Source organism: Nostoc sp. DedQUE05 (assembly GCF_034530955.1).
Classification (GTDB): Bacteria; Cyanobacteriota; Cyanobacteriia; order Cyanobacteriales; family Nostocaceae; genus Nostoc.
In genome coordinates this window covers 58,407-77,054 of the sequence record NZ_JAVRCB010000015.1, presented here as the reverse complement: position 1 = coordinate 77,054, position 18,648 = coordinate 58,407, and the positions used below count along the sequence as shown (strand labels likewise).

At 40.2% G+C, this 18,648-nt stretch carries 14 protein-coding genes and 1 pseudogene; 7 read left to right on the top strand and 8 right to left on the bottom strand.

Annotated features, from left to right (window positions below; genetic code table 11):
- Positions 1–655, bottom strand: a pseudogene (locus tag RMZ42_RS34705) (Uma2 family endonuclease).
- Positions 656–938: 283 nt separating this feature from the next.
- Here RMZ42_RS34705 and RMZ42_RS13530 point away from each other — a divergent pair.
- Both RMZ42_RS13530 and RMZ42_RS13525 read left to right on the top strand, forming a co-directional pair.
- On the top strand, positions 939–1,175 hold the full coding sequence (locus RMZ42_RS13530) for a hypothetical protein (RefSeq protein ID WP_322671885.1): 237 nt from the start codon (positions 939–941) through the stop codon (positions 1,173–1,175).
- Positions 1,172–1,594: a type II toxin-antitoxin system VapC family toxin gene (locus RMZ42_RS13525; protein ID WP_322671884.1), complete on the top strand. Its 423-nt coding sequence runs from the start codon at positions 1,172–1,174 to the stop codon at positions 1,592–1,594. The genes RMZ42_RS13530 and RMZ42_RS13525 overlap by 4 nt, the downstream gene beginning before the upstream one ends.
- Positions 1,595–1,740: 146 nt before the next feature.
- Here the strand turns inward: RMZ42_RS13525 and RMZ42_RS13520 are convergent, their stop codons facing one another.
- The 3 genes from RMZ42_RS13520 to RMZ42_RS13510 all read right to left on the bottom strand — a co-directional run bounded on the left by RMZ42_RS13520 (position 1,741) and on the right by RMZ42_RS13510 (position 7,911).
- Positions 1,741–6,198, bottom strand: coding sequence for an NACHT domain-containing protein (locus RMZ42_RS13520; protein WP_322671883.1), 4,458 nt, complete (start codon positions 6,196–6,198; stop codon positions 1,741–1,743).
- Between the two features lie 120 nt (positions 6,199–6,318).
- On the bottom strand, positions 6,319–7,326 hold the full coding sequence (locus RMZ42_RS13515; protein ID WP_322671882.1) for an SPFH domain-containing protein: 1,008 nt from the start codon (positions 7,324–7,326) through the stop codon (positions 6,319–6,321).
- Positions 7,327–7,476: 150 nt separating this feature from the next.
- Positions 7,477–7,911 carry an NfeD family protein gene (locus RMZ42_RS13510; RefSeq protein ID WP_322671881.1) on the bottom strand — a complete coding sequence of 145 codons (435 nt, stop codon included), beginning with the start codon at positions 7,909–7,911 and terminating at the stop codon, positions 7,477–7,479.
- Between the two features lie 261 nt (positions 7,912–8,172).
- On the opposite strand from RMZ42_RS13510, the gene RMZ42_RS13505 reads away from it, so the two are divergent.
- From RMZ42_RS13505 to RMZ42_RS13485, 5 genes are all read left to right on the top strand, one after another.
- Positions 8,173–10,176 (top strand): protein phosphatase 2C domain-containing protein, encoded by a 2,004-nt coding sequence (locus RMZ42_RS13505; protein WP_322671880.1) that lies wholly within the window; start codon positions 8,173–8,175, stop codon positions 10,174–10,176.
- A gap of 708 nt (positions 10,177–10,884) precedes the next feature.
- Positions 10,885–11,694, top strand: a complete 810-nt coding sequence (locus RMZ42_RS13500) for an ABC transporter permease (RefSeq protein WP_322671879.1) — start codon at positions 10,885–10,887, stop codon at positions 11,692–11,694.
- Between the two features lie 584 nt (positions 11,695–12,278).
- Positions 12,279–14,117 carry a bifunctional serine/threonine-protein kinase/formylglycine-generating enzyme family protein gene (locus RMZ42_RS13495; protein WP_322671878.1) on the top strand — a complete coding sequence of 613 codons (1,839 nt, stop codon included), beginning with the start codon at positions 12,279–12,281 and terminating at the stop codon, positions 14,115–14,117.
- A gap of 26 nt (positions 14,118–14,143) precedes the next feature.
- Positions 14,144–14,605: a hypothetical protein gene (locus tag RMZ42_RS13490; protein ID WP_322671877.1), complete on the top strand. Its 462-nt coding sequence runs from the start codon at positions 14,144–14,146 to the stop codon at positions 14,603–14,605.
- Between the two features lie 615 nt (positions 14,606–15,220).
- Entirely contained in the window at positions 15,221–15,895 is a 675-nt protein-coding gene (locus RMZ42_RS13485; protein WP_322671876.1) for a hypothetical protein, read from the top strand.
- 265 nt (positions 15,896–16,160) lie between these two features.
- Here RMZ42_RS13485 and RMZ42_RS13480 read toward each other — a convergent pair whose 3' ends face one another.
- From RMZ42_RS13480 to hpxZ, 4 genes are all read right to left on the bottom strand, one after another.
- Positions 16,161–16,721, bottom strand: coding sequence for a GNAT family N-acetyltransferase (locus RMZ42_RS13480; RefSeq protein WP_322671875.1), 561 nt, complete (start codon positions 16,719–16,721; stop codon positions 16,161–16,163).
- 73 nt (positions 16,722–16,794) lie between these two features.
- Positions 16,795–17,358, bottom strand: a complete 564-nt coding sequence (locus tag RMZ42_RS13475) for an NUDIX hydrolase (protein WP_322671874.1) — start codon at positions 17,356–17,358, stop codon at positions 16,795–16,797.
- A 90-nt stretch (positions 17,359–17,448) separates the two neighbouring features.
- On the bottom strand, positions 17,449–18,207 hold the full coding sequence (locus tag RMZ42_RS13470) for a hypothetical protein (protein WP_322671873.1): 759 nt from the start codon (positions 18,205–18,207) through the stop codon (positions 17,449–17,451).
- An 11-nt stretch (positions 18,208–18,218) separates the two neighbouring features.
- Entirely contained in the window at positions 18,219–18,605 is a 387-nt protein-coding gene (gene hpxZ / locus RMZ42_RS13465; RefSeq protein ID WP_322671872.1) for an oxalurate catabolism protein HpxZ, read from the bottom strand.
- Between the last annotated feature and the right edge of the window lie 43 nt (positions 18,606–18,648).

Below are 18,648 nucleotides of genomic sequence, written 5' to 3'. Positions count from 1 at the left end.
TCAAATAAAACTCAACCAACTAAATACATCTGCAACTGTTAATTGCCAGGTTTCAAAAACACTCAAAACTGGTAAGATATCTTGCTGTTCTTTTAATTCTGGTAATTTATTAGGTTCAAAAATCATGATTGACTCATCAGCAGAATCGAGTAACCAACCTAGCTTCGCTCCATTTTGAATAGAAAAAGTAATTTTGTTGATAACTCGGTTAGGCGATTGTTCCGGTGAGAGAATTTCGATTATCCAATCTGGGGTAATCTCAAATTTATTTGTAATTTTTCCATTAGGAAGCAATGGAATTCTTTGCCATTCAAACACAGCAATATCTGGTACTATTGAACGACCTTCAAATGTAGGACTTACGCATCGTACATAAGTACTAAACACAATTTGGGTATTTTAGCCATGTTTTGCATCCAGCGATCGCAAATGTCGGAATAAATCAGGGTTATCTGAAGCCTCTGAAAAGACTAAATACCGTAATACACGTTTTGGTTGATTTGTATAGTGCGTAAGTCCTAGTACTGTGTTCTCCTTCTGGCATAGGCTTTTGGTATATTTGCCCGTTAAAATACTCGCTTGCTGGTTTTGTCTCCGGTAGTTTTAAGAACTCTTCTACACTTATTGCTGTGGTTGGCTGAATAGATAATGTCATAATTTACAAAGCATCAAAGCTTGATTATTTCATCCTGAAAAGTATGGGACAAGCGTTGCGTAGGCGTAGCCTGTAGTAGACATTAGATTCTTCTTACTAGTCATTGTAATTTTATCAAATAGTTTAGATGAAATATGAGGTGAACCTAAAATGCGTTCACTATCTTTCATTGTATCTATTTTTTAGATATTACTAAATAAGATATAAAGTGGCTAAATCCAATTACAATAATATAAACAGGAAATTTTATTTAATATTTAAGCTTAACAACAGGAGTAATGAAGTGTTGAGAATTAGCATTGAAGAAGCAGCTATCAATTTAAAATTTCTCTTGGAACGGGTAGCTAGGGGAGAAGAAGTAATTTTGCTGGAGCAAGATAAAGCTGTAGCTCGTTTAGTTCCTCTGCTACAAAAGGAACAACGGTTAGCAAATATGAAACAATTTCGAGATTCCCTGGCGATTGAGGGTGAGTCTTTGAGTGCAACCGTCATAAATGCGCGTACAGAGGAACGTCGTTGATTTATTTAGATACAAGCATTATTGCTCCTTTATATTGGACAGAAGCTTTAAGCGATGTAGTTGAACAGTTACTTATCAATGAAACTGAAGTTGGTTTGAGTCAATTGGTTGAGGTTGAACTGGTTTCTGCGCTATCGCGTCGAGTCAGAATGCGAGAAATATCTCAGCAGGATGCAACAGCTATTGTAGCGAGGTTCCAAGCAGATTTGGAAAGTGAATTTTATACTCAAATCGCGATGGAAACAGTTCACTATAATTTAGCCCGTGAGTGGATTAGTCGATTTGATACACCGTTGCGTACACTGGATGCTCTACATTTAGCGATCGCTTTTCAAAAAAATATCCGATTGGTAACGGCTGATGAAGCCTTAGCAACAACTGCTGAAGTTTTAGGAGTTGAGGTTTTGTTACTGCGGTAAATCAACTTTCCTTTAGAAGTCTTCATCTTCCATATTTACCAAAAGTGCGACGCCGAATAGCTTGTCGTAGACATTGGACAACCAAAACCTTGCACTATAAAAGTGCGTAGGCATAGCTCGTCGTAGACATTGCGCGGATTTAAGCGTCAGGTATCGCTTAAAATTTGTTCCCCATCCTCCACTGCACCTAGTGCTTTGAGGGTAGAAATTTCTGCTGTGGTTAAACCTTTAACACCTGTGATGTTCATACTTGCATAAAGTCTATTGTCCAGTGTTTTTAGACACTTACCAGACTGAAAATCCCAAATCTTAATTGTTTCATCTCTACCGCCACTGATAATAGTTTGATCATCAGGGCTAAAAATAACAGTATTTACCCAACCACTGTGTCCCGATAAAGTTCTAATACATTCGCCAGTATCAACATCCCAAATGATTATTTGTGCATCATTGCTAGCACTGCTTAAAAATTGACCATCTGGACTAAATGCTACCGTGTTTACCCAATCTAGATGCCCATGCAAAGTTTTTAAGCATTTGCCATTATTGACATTCCAAAGCTTTATTGTTTTATCGCCACTTGCACTAGCAATCATGCAACTATCGGGACTGATTGCCAATGCACTTACTATCAAAGTATGACCTTGGATTATGTTTAAGCATTCTCCAGTATGGACATCCCATAATCTCACCGTTTTATCATAACTGCTACTGACTAGGATTTTATTATCAGGACTGATTACTACAAACCATACCCAGTCCGTATGCCCTTGCAAGGTTTTAATGCAATCTCCTGTACTAACATCCCATACATTAATTTTGTCATCACCACTACCACTTATGAGGGTTATAGCATCGGGAGCAAAAGCTACTGAATTGACTCCTCCAGTATGAACAGATAGAGTTTTCAAACATTTTCCAGTACTGATATTCCATAACTTAATTGTTCCATCATAACTACCACTGGCTAAAATACTACCATTAGGGCTAATCGCCACTGAATTGACTCTACTTCTATGTCCTCGCAAAGTTTTTAAGCATTTTCCTGTAGCGAAATCCCACAGTTTTACGGTTGTGTCCTCACTGCAACTGGCCAAACTTTTACCATTAGGACTAATAGCAACTGAAAGTACACAACTGGTAGAACCCTGCAAAATATTCAAACACTTTCCGGTATTGATGTCCCATTTTCTGACAGTTTGATCATCACTACCGCTAATTAAATTTGTGCCATCAGGACTAATGGCTATTGAGGGTACCCAACTAGTATGTCCTTGTAAATTATTTAAGCATTCTCCTGTTTTCAAATTCCATAGCCTCACAGCTTTATCATTACTGCTACTTGCCAATATTTGATATTCAGGATGAATAGCAACTGAACGTACTATATCCGTGTGTCCTTCAAAGGTTTTTAAGCATTTTCCAGTGGCAATATCCCACAATTTTATCGTTTTATCTGTACTACCACTTATTAGATTTGTACCATCTAAATAAAAGAAAACCGACCTTACTGAAACGATGTGCCCTTCAAAAATTTTTAAACATTTGCCAGTAACAATATCCCATATTTTTACAGTTTTATCTTTTCCTCCAGTTGCAATAGTTTTACCGTCAGGGCTGAAAACTACTGAATGTATACTGCTTATATTTTCTAAAGTTTTTAGACATTCTCCAGTGCTAATATCCCATAATTTTATCGTTCTATCTCTACTTCCACTTGCTAAGATTTTACCGTCTGGACTAAATGCTACTGAATTTACCCTATTGCTATGTTCTTCTAAAATTTTTATACATACTCCAGTGGCAGTATCCCACAGCCTTACAGTATGGTCATAGCTAGCACTTGCCAAAATTTGAGCATCAGGACTAAAAACTACTGAGCGTATCCAATTATTGTGTCCTTTACATTTCAAAATTTGCTGATCATTTCCAGCGAGCCATATACTAATTTCACAATTGCCATCAGCTACTGCAAATAGTTGACCATCAGGACTATATGCAACTGAAAAAACTGCACCAAAAACCTTTGGGAAAACTGATTCAGTTAAATTGGCTCCTATAAACTGAGTGTGGCGTAAGCTTGCATCAGAAAAATCTGCTCCTTTAATGACTGTATTGCTTAAATCTTGCCCCTCCAAAGTCGCCTTATCAACCTTCACCAACAATGTCGCCGCATTCCCGCTAACATAACCCACTTCATCTTCAGTTTTCCCTCGTGTTGCCTCAATCAGATCAACAATGCAAGCTTGAGCATCAACATTAATCATCGGTAAAAACAAATCCATGACTGCTTTTGTGAGTGGTGCTTTGCCAAAAGTCTCCCTCAACTTCTTAAAAGACTCACTTGTAAATGCTTTTAGTGGTGCGATCACATCATCCAATTGACGTGAAAAATAACCAGACCAAGTATAATCAACAGGTGTTACACTACTATTTAAATCTGACTGTGCTTGGACTAATTCCGTAAAATCGCTAGCCAACGCTCCCAATTCTGCCGCAAATTTATACGCTACAAAAAACTCTAACAGCGATCGATGTGCTGGAGTATAATCACCATCAGCATTGCGGATGAGCATTGTTTGCCCCATCATGTCGTAATGCCAGTGGTCTAAATCTTTTTCTTCCTGCACCACCGAACCAAATAACCGCCGAATTCTGTCAGGGAACAGCCGATAATTGAGGCTCATTTCGTCTGTAGACAGCATTTCCCAAGAAAGTTCGCACAAAAAGTATAGCTTTTCTGCCAAAGAAGTAAAAGTGCGATCGCTCTTAATATCCCGTTCCATTTTCCGCCGCACTGCGTACAAGTAAACCCGCGACATATCCACAGGTTTACCCGCCTCAATATCTGGCAAAGCTTCCAAAATTAACTCTGTCATCACTGGACGACGGGCTAAATCCAATAATTGCGGATTTCCCATTACTTGCTCAACCGTTGCAGCTAGCGTTTGGTGCGACAACACCAGTCGAATTTGCTCGTCGTTAAATTTCTCTAGTTCCAGCACTTCAAATTGCGGTGTTTCCCCCGTTAACTGCTTGGTAGAAGCTTGCAACTCAGCATTGAGTAAAGCGCGTCCTTCCTTAGCATCGGGAAAATGTTCGGTGCGACAAGTCAAGACAACCTTAGCACCGGGAACCACTACTTTCGCCAGTTCCCAAAAGTTATTAATCATCTGCTGACGGTCAACTTTTGCTGCCATTTCGTCAAAACCATCGAAAATTAGCAGCAATTTACCCATACCGTTCAACTGTTCAAATACTTCGCTAGTTAAACGAATATTGTGTTGTGTAAAAAAGAACCCCGCTAAAACGTTCTCAACATTTATCGCTTTGGCAAAATCTCGTAGCGTAATTACCAAAGGTAAACGGGGACGCTCAACACCGCGTTTTTGGGCATCTCGGTAACGTTGCAATGCCACCCAAGCATAATGAAACGCAAACCAAGTTTTCCCCGTACCAAATTCTCCTAGTATAGAAATATGCTCTTTGGCGGGATCGTCCAACCACATATCAATGTAACCATCAATCCAACCATCGCGATCGCTATAGTGACTGATGCCGATACGCTGTTTAGTATCGAGGTCAATTTCTTCTTTTGTACAAGCTAAAGGAACGTATTTTGTATCTATTTGCCGCCGGATGATTTCTGCTTCCAACCAATCGAGATAATCGCTAAAATCAGCATCTTGGTCAATGAGTTCGTCAAAAGTGTAACAACCTAAGTGGCGATTTTCCTCCTTTTCCACCTCATTTCGCGCCGCGCGTGCAATCCGTCTGGCTGTAACTAACCAACCTTCATCAGTTCTCTGCTGCTCCACAGAGGAACGCAAAACAGCGACATCCTTAAGTCCAACTTCCCCCTCAATTCCCCGAATCAGGATGCGGTCATATCGGTTACGCCGGGTTGGCACATTGATAATCCACTCAAAATATGAATCACCCCAAACTTCATACTTTTCAAAGCGGTAGCCCAAAGTTTCAAACCAGCCGCGCATTTGTTGAGCTAAAGCTATAGCTCGACATTTATTTTCAGTAGATGTTTCGGCCTCTAGCAGTGCAAAGGAATTTTGTGCAGCCAACCGCGCTATTTCTGTCCGAATACCTTCCAGCGTCGGCAACCTGTCAAGTACTTCTTGGATATTTGCAATGCGTTTTTGCAAAGAGCCAATTTGTTGACTCATTAATGTATCTGCTGGGTTGCGAGTGCGTTTAGCAACTTCTGCAAAAACAATATAAAATGCGGCAATTTCCCTTCTAACGTCAGTTCCCAAACTTCTAATGTCATCACCCAACGCATAAGCATTAAGCCAAGCATCAACCTCAGAAAGCAAAATTGAGGGGTTGTTATGGTCAAATGCTTTACGGAAAGCCTGTTTTATTGCTTCTTGGCGAAAAAGTTCTAAAAAAGGCTTAGGTTTTCCAACACCGTACTCTACCAGTGTGTATGCATAAACCCCACTAAAATCTGCTGGTGGATGCTCTGGATCGAGGTTAAACTGCTGAAGTAATTTAATTACAGTCTCATTGCGCTGAATTTTTTCCTTTATTAAAGGATTTGCGATCGCAATAATAGCGTTGATAACCTGTTCTGGGTTAATTATCATTAGTCATTAGTCATTTGTCATTTGTCATTGGGAATGGGGCATGGGGCATTGGGCATTAATTATTCTTTCTCTCCGTACCTCCACTGTCTCCTCTGCTCCCCTGCTTCCCATTTCCCATTCTTAACTAGAGCGGTTATTTTCTAATCCTGGGATTTGTTTAGAAAACAATTCGTTAGAGTTAACCTGACCATCTGAAACGACGGAGCGTATACCCTCTAAGGCAGCGGGAATGGAACGCGGATCTATAAAAATCACTTTACTGCTATCGCTTTTACCAATTGTCGCGCCCATATCGAGATAGCCCAAGGCAAACAGAACTTCCACTGCTTTATTGGCATTGGGATTATTGTGGAGCTTTTGGGCAATAATTTCTGATGACTCTGCGATCGCTTGGGCTTTCAAAACTTGTTGCTGACGTTCTGCTTGAGCCTTCAAAACGATCGCCTTTTGTTCGGCTTCCGCTTGCAAAATTACCGATTTTTGACGAGCTTCCGCATCCAAGATTTGCGCGTCAGCTTTACCTCTGGCGCTATTGACAGCAGCTTCGCGATCGCCCTCAGAAGTTAAAATTGCAGCCCGTTTGCGGCGTTCTGCTGACATTTGCAATTCCATCGATTCTCGTACTGCTTGAGACGGAATAATATCTCGCAGTTCTACCCGTGTCACTTTCACACCCCAAGGATCGGTCGCAACATCCAAATCTTGTAATAAAAGCTCACTGATGTGGGAACGAGCAGTAAAAGTTTGATCCAACTCCAGTTGTCCCATTTCGGCGCGAATTTGAGTCAGCACCATATTTATCATTGCCGCTTGGAGATTTTCTACCTTGTACCAGGCTTTTTCCATATCCACAATGCGCCAATAAAACACTGCATCTACCTCAATACCAACGTTGTCACGGGTAATGCACTGTTGAGGAGGAATATCTAAGACTTTTTCTTTGATAGTTTCTCGATAGACAATTCTATCTACAAAAGGAACAACAAAGTTTAGTCCTGGTTCTAGTTTTTTGTTATAGCTACCCAATCTTTCCACCAAAGCTTCATTGCCCTGATTGACGACTTTTACCGAACTTGCTACAGCAGAACCACCAAGAGCTAAAAATACTAGTAAAAAAAACTGTTCCATTGTAAATCTCCTAATTTTTAATAAAGGGAGTGCAAAGTGGAGGAGATGAGTGAGCAGAGAAATTAGAGTAAAAAGAACTATTGAATTGTGACAAATGACAAATGACAAATACTTCGACTTCGCTCAGTACAAGTGACAAATGACAAATACTCAAGAATTCAACAGATTTTCCGGTACAACAATCAAAGTAGTACCTTCCCTCCTAACCACATAAACTCTTTGATGGGGTGGTATGGTAAATTTGTCATCGTCACATCTTGCTTGCCAAGAATTTCCCTCATACCGTACCCGCCCTGTTTTTCCAGGCAGAATTTCTGTTAAGGTTTCAGCTATGACTGCATCCCGAATTTTTGATTTGCGTTGTCTTGGTTGCAAAAACCGACGAGAAAGCACGATTAGGGCTATGGAAAGCAACAGCCAAACTACAATTTGCAACCATACACTTCCCATACCCACTCCAGACAGCAGCGCCACCACAAAAGCGCTAATTCCCATCATCAAGGCGACAAACGCCGACGGTAAGAACAGTTCCATTAAACACAGAACTGCTCCTGCCAGAAGCCAGATTAAGGTAAAACTTGGCATAGCGCCATCCTAAACTCTACATTGACGTAAATGCATTTCTAAGATTAGATACAGCCAGATATAAGTTATTTACAGAAAACAAAACTGGGTATTTCTACCAATAATTTTGTAATTTTGATTAATTTCAGTAACAAGGTGTAGCTAACGGTACACAAGTCCAGTTTATTCTAGCCTTCAATCCATTGCCAGCTAAAGTTAATCGAAGTTTATGTATAAATAAGAATTCTGACTCCTGACTCCTGACTCCTGACTCCTATATTTATGATTTCTACTCAACTGATAATTTTTTGTATAAATCCACGCTGTAATAGCCCCATTAATCCTATGGGAGATAATGTTTGTGCCAGTTGCCAAACTCCTTTAGTTCACCGCTATCTTTGGGCGACTGGCTCATTGGCTGCTTGCATCCCACCAGGCACAAAGGTAGCAGATAGGTATGAGGTAATTAAACAACAGATTTGGCTGGATACTCAACCGGGACTGCCGCCAGATGTACCTGAAGAATTGCCAACGGCAGTAATTCCTTATTTACGGTTATATCAAGAGCGGTTGCATCTGCCCCAGGCTTATGGGTTTGCTAGTAATCTTGAAGAAGATACAACTGATATCCTCTTATTGGAAAATGCGCCGATAGATAAGACAGGAAATATCTATCCAACTATTGTTGAGGCTTGGGAGGAAGCCACGGCAATACGACAAGTTTATTGGCTGTGGCAAATTCTCCAACTTTGGACACCTCTAGCAGAATTGGGACTTAGCCGCAGTTTACTAGTAATAGACAACTTGAGAGTCGAAGGTTGGTGTGTGCGACTGTTGGAACTCTACCAAACACCAGCTGATGAGAAGTTGAGTTTACAAAATCTGGGGGAATGTTGGCAGTTTTGGGTAGTTTCTGCGAAGGCATCAGTAGCTAAAGCGTTACAGGACATTGTCCAAGAGATGTGTGAAACTGAGATTGAGTTAGAGGAAATTAGGATTCAACTCAATAATTTACTACTAGCAGCTGCGGCAGAATTGCCATTAGCCTTAAAGGTGGCAGGTTCTACAGATATTGGCCCAATGATGGCGCAAAATGAAGATGCTTGCTATCCCAATAGTTTGAGTGATTTAGATGAACCTTTATTGCGCCACTTGTCGATTGTGTGCGATGGCATTGGTGGACACGAAGGCGGTGAGGTTGCAAGTCAGTTGGCAGTGCAGTCTGTAAAGTTGCAAATTCGCGCTTTACTAACTGAGGTGACAGAACAAACTGCACTTTTTTCACCTGAGTTGTTGCAGGAACAATTAGAAGCAAGCTTACGGGTGGTAAATAATGTAATTTGTGCCCGCAATAACGAACAAAAACGCCAGGGCAAAGAACGCATGGCTACAACTATTGTGATGGCGTTGCAAGTTCCACAACGAATCCAGACAAGTACTGGGTGGCAATCAAATAATACCCATGAGCTTTACTTGGCTAATGTTGGCGATAGCCGGGCCTATTGGATTACTCGCAATTATTGCCAGCTACTAACTATAGATGATGATGTGGCAACGCGAGAAGTACGCCTTGCTAAAAGTTTGTATCGAAAGGCACTCTTCAGACCAGATGCGAGTGTTTTAACTCAAGCATTGGGGACAAGAAATTCAGAATCTTTGCGTCTCAATGTTCAGCGATTTATTCTGGAAGAAGATGGCATTTTGTTACTGTGTTCTGATGGTTTAAGCGATCGCAACTGGGTAGAACAATCTTGGCAGGATTATGCAATACCCGTGTTAACAGGGCAAATGACAGTTGAAGATGCTGTCCGCAACTGGATTAACTTAGCAAACGAAAAAAATGGGCATGATAATACATCGGTTGTGATGACCTATTGCCGTGTCTCTCCAGAATACTTAGTACCCGTGACTCCGGCGTTGCCAGAAGAGATTATAGAAACAGAAATACAGGAAGAAGAACTAGAGAAATTAGAAGAACTAGAGGAATTAGAAGAACCAACTTCTTTTACAGAAAGTTCCCAAGCTTTGCTAGATTTGGATCTAAATTCGGATCTAGATTTGGATCTTTCAGAAGAACCACCTCTCAACCCAGAAATTCCACCAACTTTAATTACAAAACCGAAGTGGCGTAAACCTTTAGTAATGCTGGGGGGAGTGTTGGCGTTGCTTGTAGGGGGTACAAGTCTGGGATTATTTGCTTGGTGGCAAATTAATCCTCAAGGATTACAGCAGATGTGTCGGCAACTTCCCCAAGAAGTGCAATCAGTGTGTCCGACTGGGAAATAGATTATACCGAAATATTTTAATGTTGATGAGCAATATTGCAGTATTGATAAGGAATATTCTAATGTTGATGAGCAATATTGCAATGTTTGGGAGAAATATTGCAATGTTTGTGAGAAATATTGCAAGGTTTGTGAGGGATATTGCAAGGTTTGTGAGAAATATTGCAATACTTGTGAGGAATATTGCAATGTTGCTAAGAACTATTTGTACATTAGACTTCTTGCATAAATTGAAAAAAGAACCCCACCCCGCATTTGACTTACATCAAATTTTCCCCTCCCGAAGAGCCTACGGTGTACACACAAGTCTGAAATAGCTGAAAAACCCAAGGTTTTACCCCACCCTAACCCCCCCCTTGCAAAGGGGAGGGAACTAAATTTCGTGTTTCCCCCCTTTACAAGGGGGGATTAAGGGGGGTAAATCCAGAGTTTGGGCTTCATTACCAAGATGTGTGTACAACGTAGCCCCGCTTGCAGGGAGGGGTTGGGGGTGGGGTGTTAGGGGACTTTTGCAAGAGGTCTATTCACAGTGATGAAAAGAAAGTGGCGATCGCTAGTCAGTAGACCCTATTCCATTCTTTGCTAGTCAAAAAAGGAGAGGGCAAGTCGCTCAACAACTGGGCAGTTTTACTCCTGCCTTCCTTAATAATTGACTTTTTACACAAAATATGATATAACCGATTGCTATCAAGAAAAATCATATATAAACGTGAATATCTCTCCATTTATCAAAAAACCGCGTGTCTCATGGCAAGCGGTTTTCTCACTGCTGATATTTGTGTTCATGTACCTGCCCATACTGGTACTTGGCTTTTATAGCTTCAATAAGTCGCCTTACAGTGCAACTTGGCAAGGATTCACTCTCGATTGGTATCGCAAGTTGTTCAGTGACGATCGCATTTTATCGGCTTTGCAAAACAGTATGATAGTTGCGGGTTGTGCCGTGGCAATTTCCGCAGTGCTGGGAACCTTGATGGCGGTTGGGTTGGCGCGTTACGAATTTCCTGGTAAAAAATTGTATCTGGGTATTGCTTACCTACCATTGATTATTCCCGATATTGCGATCGCAGTGGCTACTTTAGTATGTCTAGCAGCCTTTGCAGTACCTTTGAGTTTGTGGACAATAGTTGCAGCCCATGTAGTGTTTTGTCTAGCCTACGTTGGACTTGTGGTTGCTTCCCGACTGACTAATTTAGACCCCCACTTAGAAGAAGCAGCACTAGATTTAGGTGCGACACCAACCCAAGCTTTCATCAAAGTATTGTTACCTCAATTAATGCCTGGGATTGTCGCTGGTTGTCTGTTGGCTTTTGTTCTTAGCTTAGATGACTTTCTGATTGCTAGTTTTACTGCTGGTAGCGGTTCTAACACCCTGCCAATGGAAATTTTTAGCCGCATTAGAACCGGAGTTAAACCTGATATTAATGCTCTCAGTGTAATGTTAATTTTAGTATCTGCGATCGTTGCCTTTGTAGCTGAATTAATTCGTGCTTCTGGAGAGAATAAAACTTTCAAATAAGACTCGTTATTGCCAATAAAAATTATGAGTAATTTGGTTCTTTATGAACTTTTTTGGATAGCGAACAACAGCTATATTAAAATATCCGGTGAGTTATGCTTACCATAACGCACAAATCTCAGTGTCATTCGGAATTTTAAATCTCCTAAGAGGTTGTTTAAAAAGTAGTTGACTGTGATTTTAATCACATTTTACTCCCCTTAATCCCCCCTTATAAAGGCAGGAAAAAATAAATCTATTTCCCTCCCCTTTCCAAATACCGTGTATACACAAGTCAAATTACCCCCCTTATAAAGGGAGGAAAAAAGAAAAATCCGGTTCCCTCCCCTTTGCAAGGGGAGGGTTAGGGTGGGGTAAACAAATACTTTATACACCACTACAAACTTTTCAAACATCCTCTAATGTAACTCTCTTAAATTTTGAATTTTGAATTTTGAATTTTGAATTATATTCATCCTTATGCCCTCGTGTAAAACATAGTTTTAAACACATGAATAAACTTCCGTGTTCGCTTCTCTACATAACTGTTTTCAATTAGATAATATTGGGGCTAACTTTGGAGAAGATGCTATTTCCCCCTCATTATGCAAATTTGCCAAAATCCCAATTGCTCAAATCCATTCAACTCTGATAGCAATAGATTTTGCGTGAGTTGCGGACAAAGCAACTTTGGCAAACTTCTCAGAAACCGTTACCGCGTATTAAGACTCTTAGGTGAAGGTGGATTTAGTAGAACGTATTCTACAGAAGATGTAGACAGACTAAACGCCCCTTGCGTCATCAAGCAATTTTTCCCCCAGTTCCAGGGAACAGGACAACGCACTAAAGCCGCAGAATTTTTCAAAGAAGAGGCTTTTCGGTTGTATGAATTGGGAGAAAATCATACCCAAATTCCCAGATTACTAGCTTATTTTGAACAAGGTACTAGCTTGTATCTCGTACAAGAATTTATTCAAGGAAAAACTCTTTTACAAGAAGTTCAGCAGCAAATTTATGGCGAACAACAAATTTGGGAACTTTTAGCTGATTTATTGCCAGTTCTGGAATTCATTCATACCCATAACGTCATTCATCGAGATATCAAACCAGAAAATATTATCCGCCGTGCAAGTGATGAAAAACCCGTCTTAATTGACTTTGGCGGTGCTAAACAAGTAACACAAACCAGTATCGGAAGACAAGCTACGGTAATTTATACCCTTGGCTATGCCCCAACAGAACAAATGGCTGGATTTGCTTGTCACGGCAGTGATTTGTATGCTTTGGGTGTAACTTGTGTGCGTCTTTTAACTCAATGTTTGCCCTTGCAAGATGCTTCTGGACAGATTAATGACCCTATTTATGATGCCATGAATGCTAAATGGTTGTGGCGCGAACATTTACAGAAAAAAGGTATTACTATCAGCGACGAATTAGGAAAAATTTTAGATAAATTACTCAAACATCTACCGAGTGAAAGGTATCAAACAGCAGTTGAAGTCATCAACGATGTCAAGTTTGCCACATCGAACATTGAACCTGTTGCCTTAAAAATTGTTTTGATGCCTCAACCTATATTATCGCCGCTACCACAAAAAGTAATCGTCCCATTACCGCCATTAGAAACCTTTGAATTTGATGTAGTGACAGTAGACACAGGTGGTAGAGAAGTAAACCGCATGAACTGTAATGCCAACTTCTTTGCTGAAGAATTAGGTAAGTCTGTCACATTAGAAATGGTATCGATTCCTGGTGGTACTTACATGATGGGTTCACCAGAATTTGAAGGAGATGCTGACGAACGTCCACGACATCAAGTTACCGTTGAACCACTTTTTATGGGGAAATTTCCTGTAACTCAAGCACAGTGGAGAGTAGTAGCAGCTTTACCCAAAGTCAAACAAGCTTTAAATCCCCATCCATCGAAATTCAAAGGTCTAGATAGACCAGTGGAAAATGTATCTTGGTATGAAGCTGTAGAATTCTGTCTCAGGCTATCAGAAAAAACTGGACGCGACTATCGTTTACCGAGTGAAGCTGAATGGGAATATGCATGTCGGGCTGGAACTACAACGTCTTTCCACTTTGGCGAAACCATTACCCCTGAGTTAGTCAGCTGCACAATGGAACCAAAAAGCAAATTCCGTAAAGAAACAACAAACGTCGGTAGTTTTGAAGTCGCCAACGCCTTTGGATTGTACGATATGCACGGGCTAGTTTGGGAATGGTGTGCTGATTCGTGGCATAACAATTATAACGACGCACCCTTAGATGGAACAGCTTGGGAAGTTGGCGGCGATATAAATCGCCGGGTACTACGCGGTGGTTCTTGGAGTTTCAGTCCAGAACTGTGTCGCAGTGCTAGCCGTAGCTGGAATGAGTCAGACGGTGGACTGAGGGTTTGTGGCTTTAGAGTAGTATTTTCTGTAGAGGAGATTATTTAGTAATTTAATACCAAGCTATATAAATTATGAACAATAGAATTGAGAAAGGTGACATAGTAGTTATAAATAAAAGTGGAAAACATTATCAGCAAGTGGGTGAAGTTAGTCAGGTAGATTACAATATTTTCTTTGTCAAAATAGTCTTAGTAAAATTAGGTAATCAAGAAGAAGCCTTTGAAGAAAAAGATTTACAATTACAAACTAAAAAACCGAGTCTACAAGAAGTTATTACATCAATAGACAAAATTTTAGAACAAGTCGATCGAATTCAGCACTTGCCGAAACAAGAGAAAGTAGAGTTACCCAACCGTTTGAAATATCTGAAATTAGATATTCCTAAACTAGATAAGCAATTGATTCAAAAAAACTTCGACAGTATAGATAAAATACTCGCAGTAGCAAGAGAGGTAGACTCTTCAGCCAGCTTTTGGCAGGAAATAGATCCTAATTTGGAGAAAATAAGCTGGTGGATTAGAACAAGTCTGTGAACTAAAAAGTAAATCGGCGAGAAAAAATCAGCTTTCTCTAGTTCTCAGCTAGAGTCTGGGAATACCTATTGTAAAAATACGCCTCCTAAATTTCCAGCAGAACCGCTTTTAAGGCATTACCTCTGGCTGGAAACGAAAACTTTCTCTTGTGTTTTGGTTGAAGTTGATATGTATGAGCATTGCTGTGCTTTTATCAACGTATTTATATCATTTTTTTATCATTATTACACTGAAATTATATAAGACAGTACTGCAACTCTTAATTTAAACTTATCAATAATTAAAGGTAAGCTTATGTTTGACCACTTCATAATTATTAGATTGAAGGGTAAATAATTGGTATTGGACATAATTAAACGTAACTATATTTTTTTCATTTTCTATCCTTAAAGCTTTATACTTCATACTTTATACTTCATTCTGATGATTGATTTTTATTTGTACCTACTTACTTAACTTGGGTTTTGAAATGCCTGGTTTAAATATTGTTATTAACTGTATATTTACACAAGCTTAACTTTTGCAAATATTTTTTTAGAGTAAATTTTGACTTTATAGATTAATAAAAAAGATTTTATTTTCTAAAATAAAATAAGAAGATCATCAGAAATATATATGCATTTTTTTCAGTTTGCAGGAATTCTTGGTTGTACTACAGCAGCTTTCATCTCAATAGCACCCATACAGGTAGAAGCTGCAACTTTTAAAGTGATATCTGGAGTCACCAGTATCGATCGCGATCACGAAGAGATCCTTAGTAGTATTGGGCTAAACTTGACAGGTACTAATCAGACAGTTGCACCAATTCCTAGCAATTATTTAGTTGGCTTCAACATCGACTCAGCCACCAACTTCACGTTCAGTGACGAGGGCGGTTTTACTCCGCTCTCAGGTACAATCGAGCATACTGGTACTGTTACATTTAACAATCAAATTACTGTTGGTGACTTTTCAATCGGTTTTGCTCCAGGACGTACTGTCACAGGTGCCAGCGGACTTGTTTTAAGAGATACGTTTTCTTTAAATACAATTTTGTTTGATTTGAGCGCTCCAGGACTTGTAGCATTTGATGGCTACAATTTAACCATCCCTGATGTTAAATTGTTGATTTCTCCAGAGTTTGCTAATATATTAGGCGACTCTAAATTGACCGGTTTGTTTGCTGGAACTGCACGAATTGATGCTCAAGTTGCTGCCGTCCCCGAACCTAATAGTGTACTAGCAACTTTAGTAGCAGGTGTGGCTCTTTTAGCAACTAGATTTTATACTCAAAAAATTAAATGCACCTGAGATTTTGAAGCATAGCCAACCAAAAGTTCGCTCTACAACCTAACGCTTCATCTTTTTAAAATCTCGTTCCTAGTCTTTGCTGGAATGAGACAACCCAATTATCAGGAGTGCTGAGTGAGGAATCTTACTTCTTTACTCAGCACAGGCTAAACGTCCCGCTAACGCTCAGTAAAAGTGCCCTACGATCCAAATACTTTCCGGTCTCATATTGATGCAATGGCTAACTATGTTTCCGTGAGCAGCCTCAACGTTGGTACAGAGATTATTAAACTTCTCTGCTTCTGAGATTACTTATTGTAAGAAGTTTACTTTCTGAGCGCTGCACAGCATATATATAGTGCGGTATGTCGCGCCAGAGTGTTTTCTGAACAACCTTAAGTCCGTTCTTCTCAGCTACGCGCCGAGAGGGAATGTTCTCTGGGCGAATCAAAGAGATGACGCGATGCCTACGGCGGGCTACGCCTACGCAACCCAGTACGTTAAAGGCGTAGTCTTGGCAAGCATACGCGGCTTCGGTGGCGTAACCCTGCCTTTGTTGGTCGCGGCGGACATGATAGCCAATTTCGAGTTCTCGATGTCCCTCGACCTCCTGCCAAACCAGTCCGCAGTCGCCAATTACCTCGCCCGTTGCTTTAAGAACCATCGCCCATAAGCCTACGCCATGCTGTGCGTAGTTGTGGCGATGTCGGTCAATCCATTTTTCCACCATCTCGCGGTCAAAGGGCTTTGGGTAGTAGCGCATCGACTCTGCATCGCCGAGGACAAGCAGTAGCGCGTCGAGGTCAGAAACCGTCATTTCCCGCAGCAATAGGCGTTGAGTTTCCAATATCATTAGTGAATCCTCCTTTATGTCTGGTACGTAGTAAGGACTATTGACAAAGGCAACTCTAGCCAGATGACTAATAAAATTGCACTTTACCAAGTTTTTTGAGAGCGAAGAATAATGAACTAATATGTAATGTTTGCAGTAATATATTATTCTCAATACCTTCAATTACCTTTTCTAGGGGTAATAAAACTACATCAATTTGTTCTGTAACGTCTAACTTTAAATCAGCTACACATTCCACATCTGTTGCTAAAAAACAATAGGTTAAATTGGTATGAGTAGCTGGGTTTGGTGATAATATACCAGTTTCAATAAAATGATTGCTCGTGTAACCAGTTTCTTCTAATAATTCGCGTTTTGCAGCTTCTACTGGAAAAAACTCTTCAGTCTCTACAGCACCACTGGGCAATTCTAGAATTGTTTTTTTCAGACCGTGGCGATATTGCTTTACTAAAATAACTTCTTGATTTTTGGTTAAAGCTACAACATTTACCCATGTTGGATATTCCAGAACATAATAGGGTTCAACTATTGTTCCATTAGGCATTTGGCAAGTATCAGACCGTACTGAAATCCATCTGTCTTTTACTATATGTCTAGATTTTAATAAAATCCAATCAAATGGACTTACCATATTTAAACCTCTGTTTTTCTACTTTTTACAGTAATTATTTCATTGGATGCGTGTTGCTAAAATTACTGCATTTTTTGCCGTCACGCAGATTTATGTGGCAGTAATCTGATTCACCAAAACTTCTCGCAACACAACTGCTAGATCCTGCAATGCACGTTCACCATCTCCCACAAACGTTGAACCATGCATTGTCGCCAGTGTACGCGGCTTGAGTGCTGCTAGTTCTTGGAGAATGCGTTGGCGCAGCCCGCCGCAGGCATCGCTATGTGTTGTATATGGTATGTAATTGGGAAAAGGACTTGCTTCATAATTGACAATTGTTTGACGAAACCGTTCAATCACATCAGACTCAGTTATTGCTTCCACATCTCCAAACTGGTGGAAAAGGTCTGAGCAAAATAAGGTTTTATGACTAGTTTCCAAGAATAATCCTGCATCCCAACCGTGAGGAACTTGTGGTGTATGGTGAAACTGAAAACTATATTTACCAGTGTTTAAAACTTCAGCATGTTGCATAATTTTGGATGGACGAATTGCAAAATCATCTACACTCACAAAGGCTGCTATGGGGCTACAAACTGTCTGAGCATTTGGCGCAATGGACAGCCATTCATTTAGCGATCCACATTCATCAGCTTCAAAATGGCTAAAGCTAATCCAGCGAATTTGTGATGGGTCAATAATCTTTGCCACTGCATCATGTACTATTGGAAACATCCCCTTTAGACCCGTATGAAATAATAATGGTTCTTCATCCTTCACTAAAAACTGGATGAATTGCATATCTATTTTTGGGTCATAGGTTGAGATGCGATAGATATCTGGGGCAATTTCGGTAATGCTAGTCATAATTTTAAAATTCACACTGGCAATAATGAAACGTGCGCTGAAAGTACCTTCCAGCCTTCAGTAAACCTGTACCAAGTCTGGCTTTGTCGTCCGAAACGCTCTACACCATTGATGATCCGGCGAAATTCTAAAGTTACTGTTGCGGCATCTTTTCCAAAGGTAACAACCTTGAGATTAGAGATTTCTCGCTCTATTTTCGGGCTTGGCCGATTCTGGCGAAAGTTACGAATTTCATCGCTACCATAGAGGTTTTCTGTGATGCCAAACCGCACTACTTCGGGCGCATCCCAAAACAAGCTATCCATCACCTCCAAATTGTTATTAGAAAGGGCTTCTTCGTATTTGAGGTACAAATCGGTTACTTCAGCTACAACAGTAGGGTCATTTATAGTAGTCATTGTTGTTACCAATTTTTGATGTTATGGCTGATTATGCACTCTT

Excerpts from the sequence above, each read along its gene's own strand:
- RMZ42_RS13495 (WP_322671878.1), top strand. The coding sequence starts at position 12,279 with ATGCAAATTTGCCAAAATCCCAATTGCTCAAATCCATTCAACTCTGAT.
- RMZ42_RS13475 (WP_322671874.1), bottom strand. The coding sequence starts at position 17,358 with ATGGTAAGTCCATTTGATTGGATTTTATTAAAATCTAGACATATAGTA.
- RMZ42_RS13505 (WP_322671880.1), top strand. The coding sequence starts at position 8,173 with ATGATTTCTACTCAACTGATAATTTTTTGTATAAATCCACGCTGTAAT.
- RMZ42_RS13515 (WP_322671882.1), bottom strand. The coding sequence starts at position 7,326 with ATGGAACAGTTTTTTTTACTAGTATTTTTAGCTCTTGGTGGTTCTGCT.
- hpxZ (WP_322671872.1), bottom strand. The coding sequence starts at position 18,605 with ATGACTACTATAAATGACCCTACTGTTGTAGCTGAAGTAACCGATTTG.
- RMZ42_RS13470 (WP_322671873.1), bottom strand. The coding sequence starts at position 18,207 with ATGACTAGCATTACCGAAATTGCCCCAGATATCTATCGCATCTCAACC.
- RMZ42_RS13490 (WP_322671877.1), top strand. The coding sequence starts at position 14,144 with ATGAACAATAGAATTGAGAAAGGTGACATAGTAGTTATAAATAAAAGT.
- RMZ42_RS13520 (WP_322671883.1), bottom strand. The coding sequence starts at position 6,198 with ATGATAATTAACCCAGAACAGGTTATCAACGCTATTATTGCGATCGCA.
- RMZ42_RS13510 (WP_322671881.1), bottom strand. The coding sequence starts at position 7,911 with ATGCCAAGTTTTACCTTAATCTGGCTTCTGGCAGGAGCAGTTCTGTGT.
- RMZ42_RS13485 (WP_322671876.1), top strand. The coding sequence starts at position 15,221 with ATGCATTTTTTTCAGTTTGCAGGAATTCTTGGTTGTACTACAGCAGCT.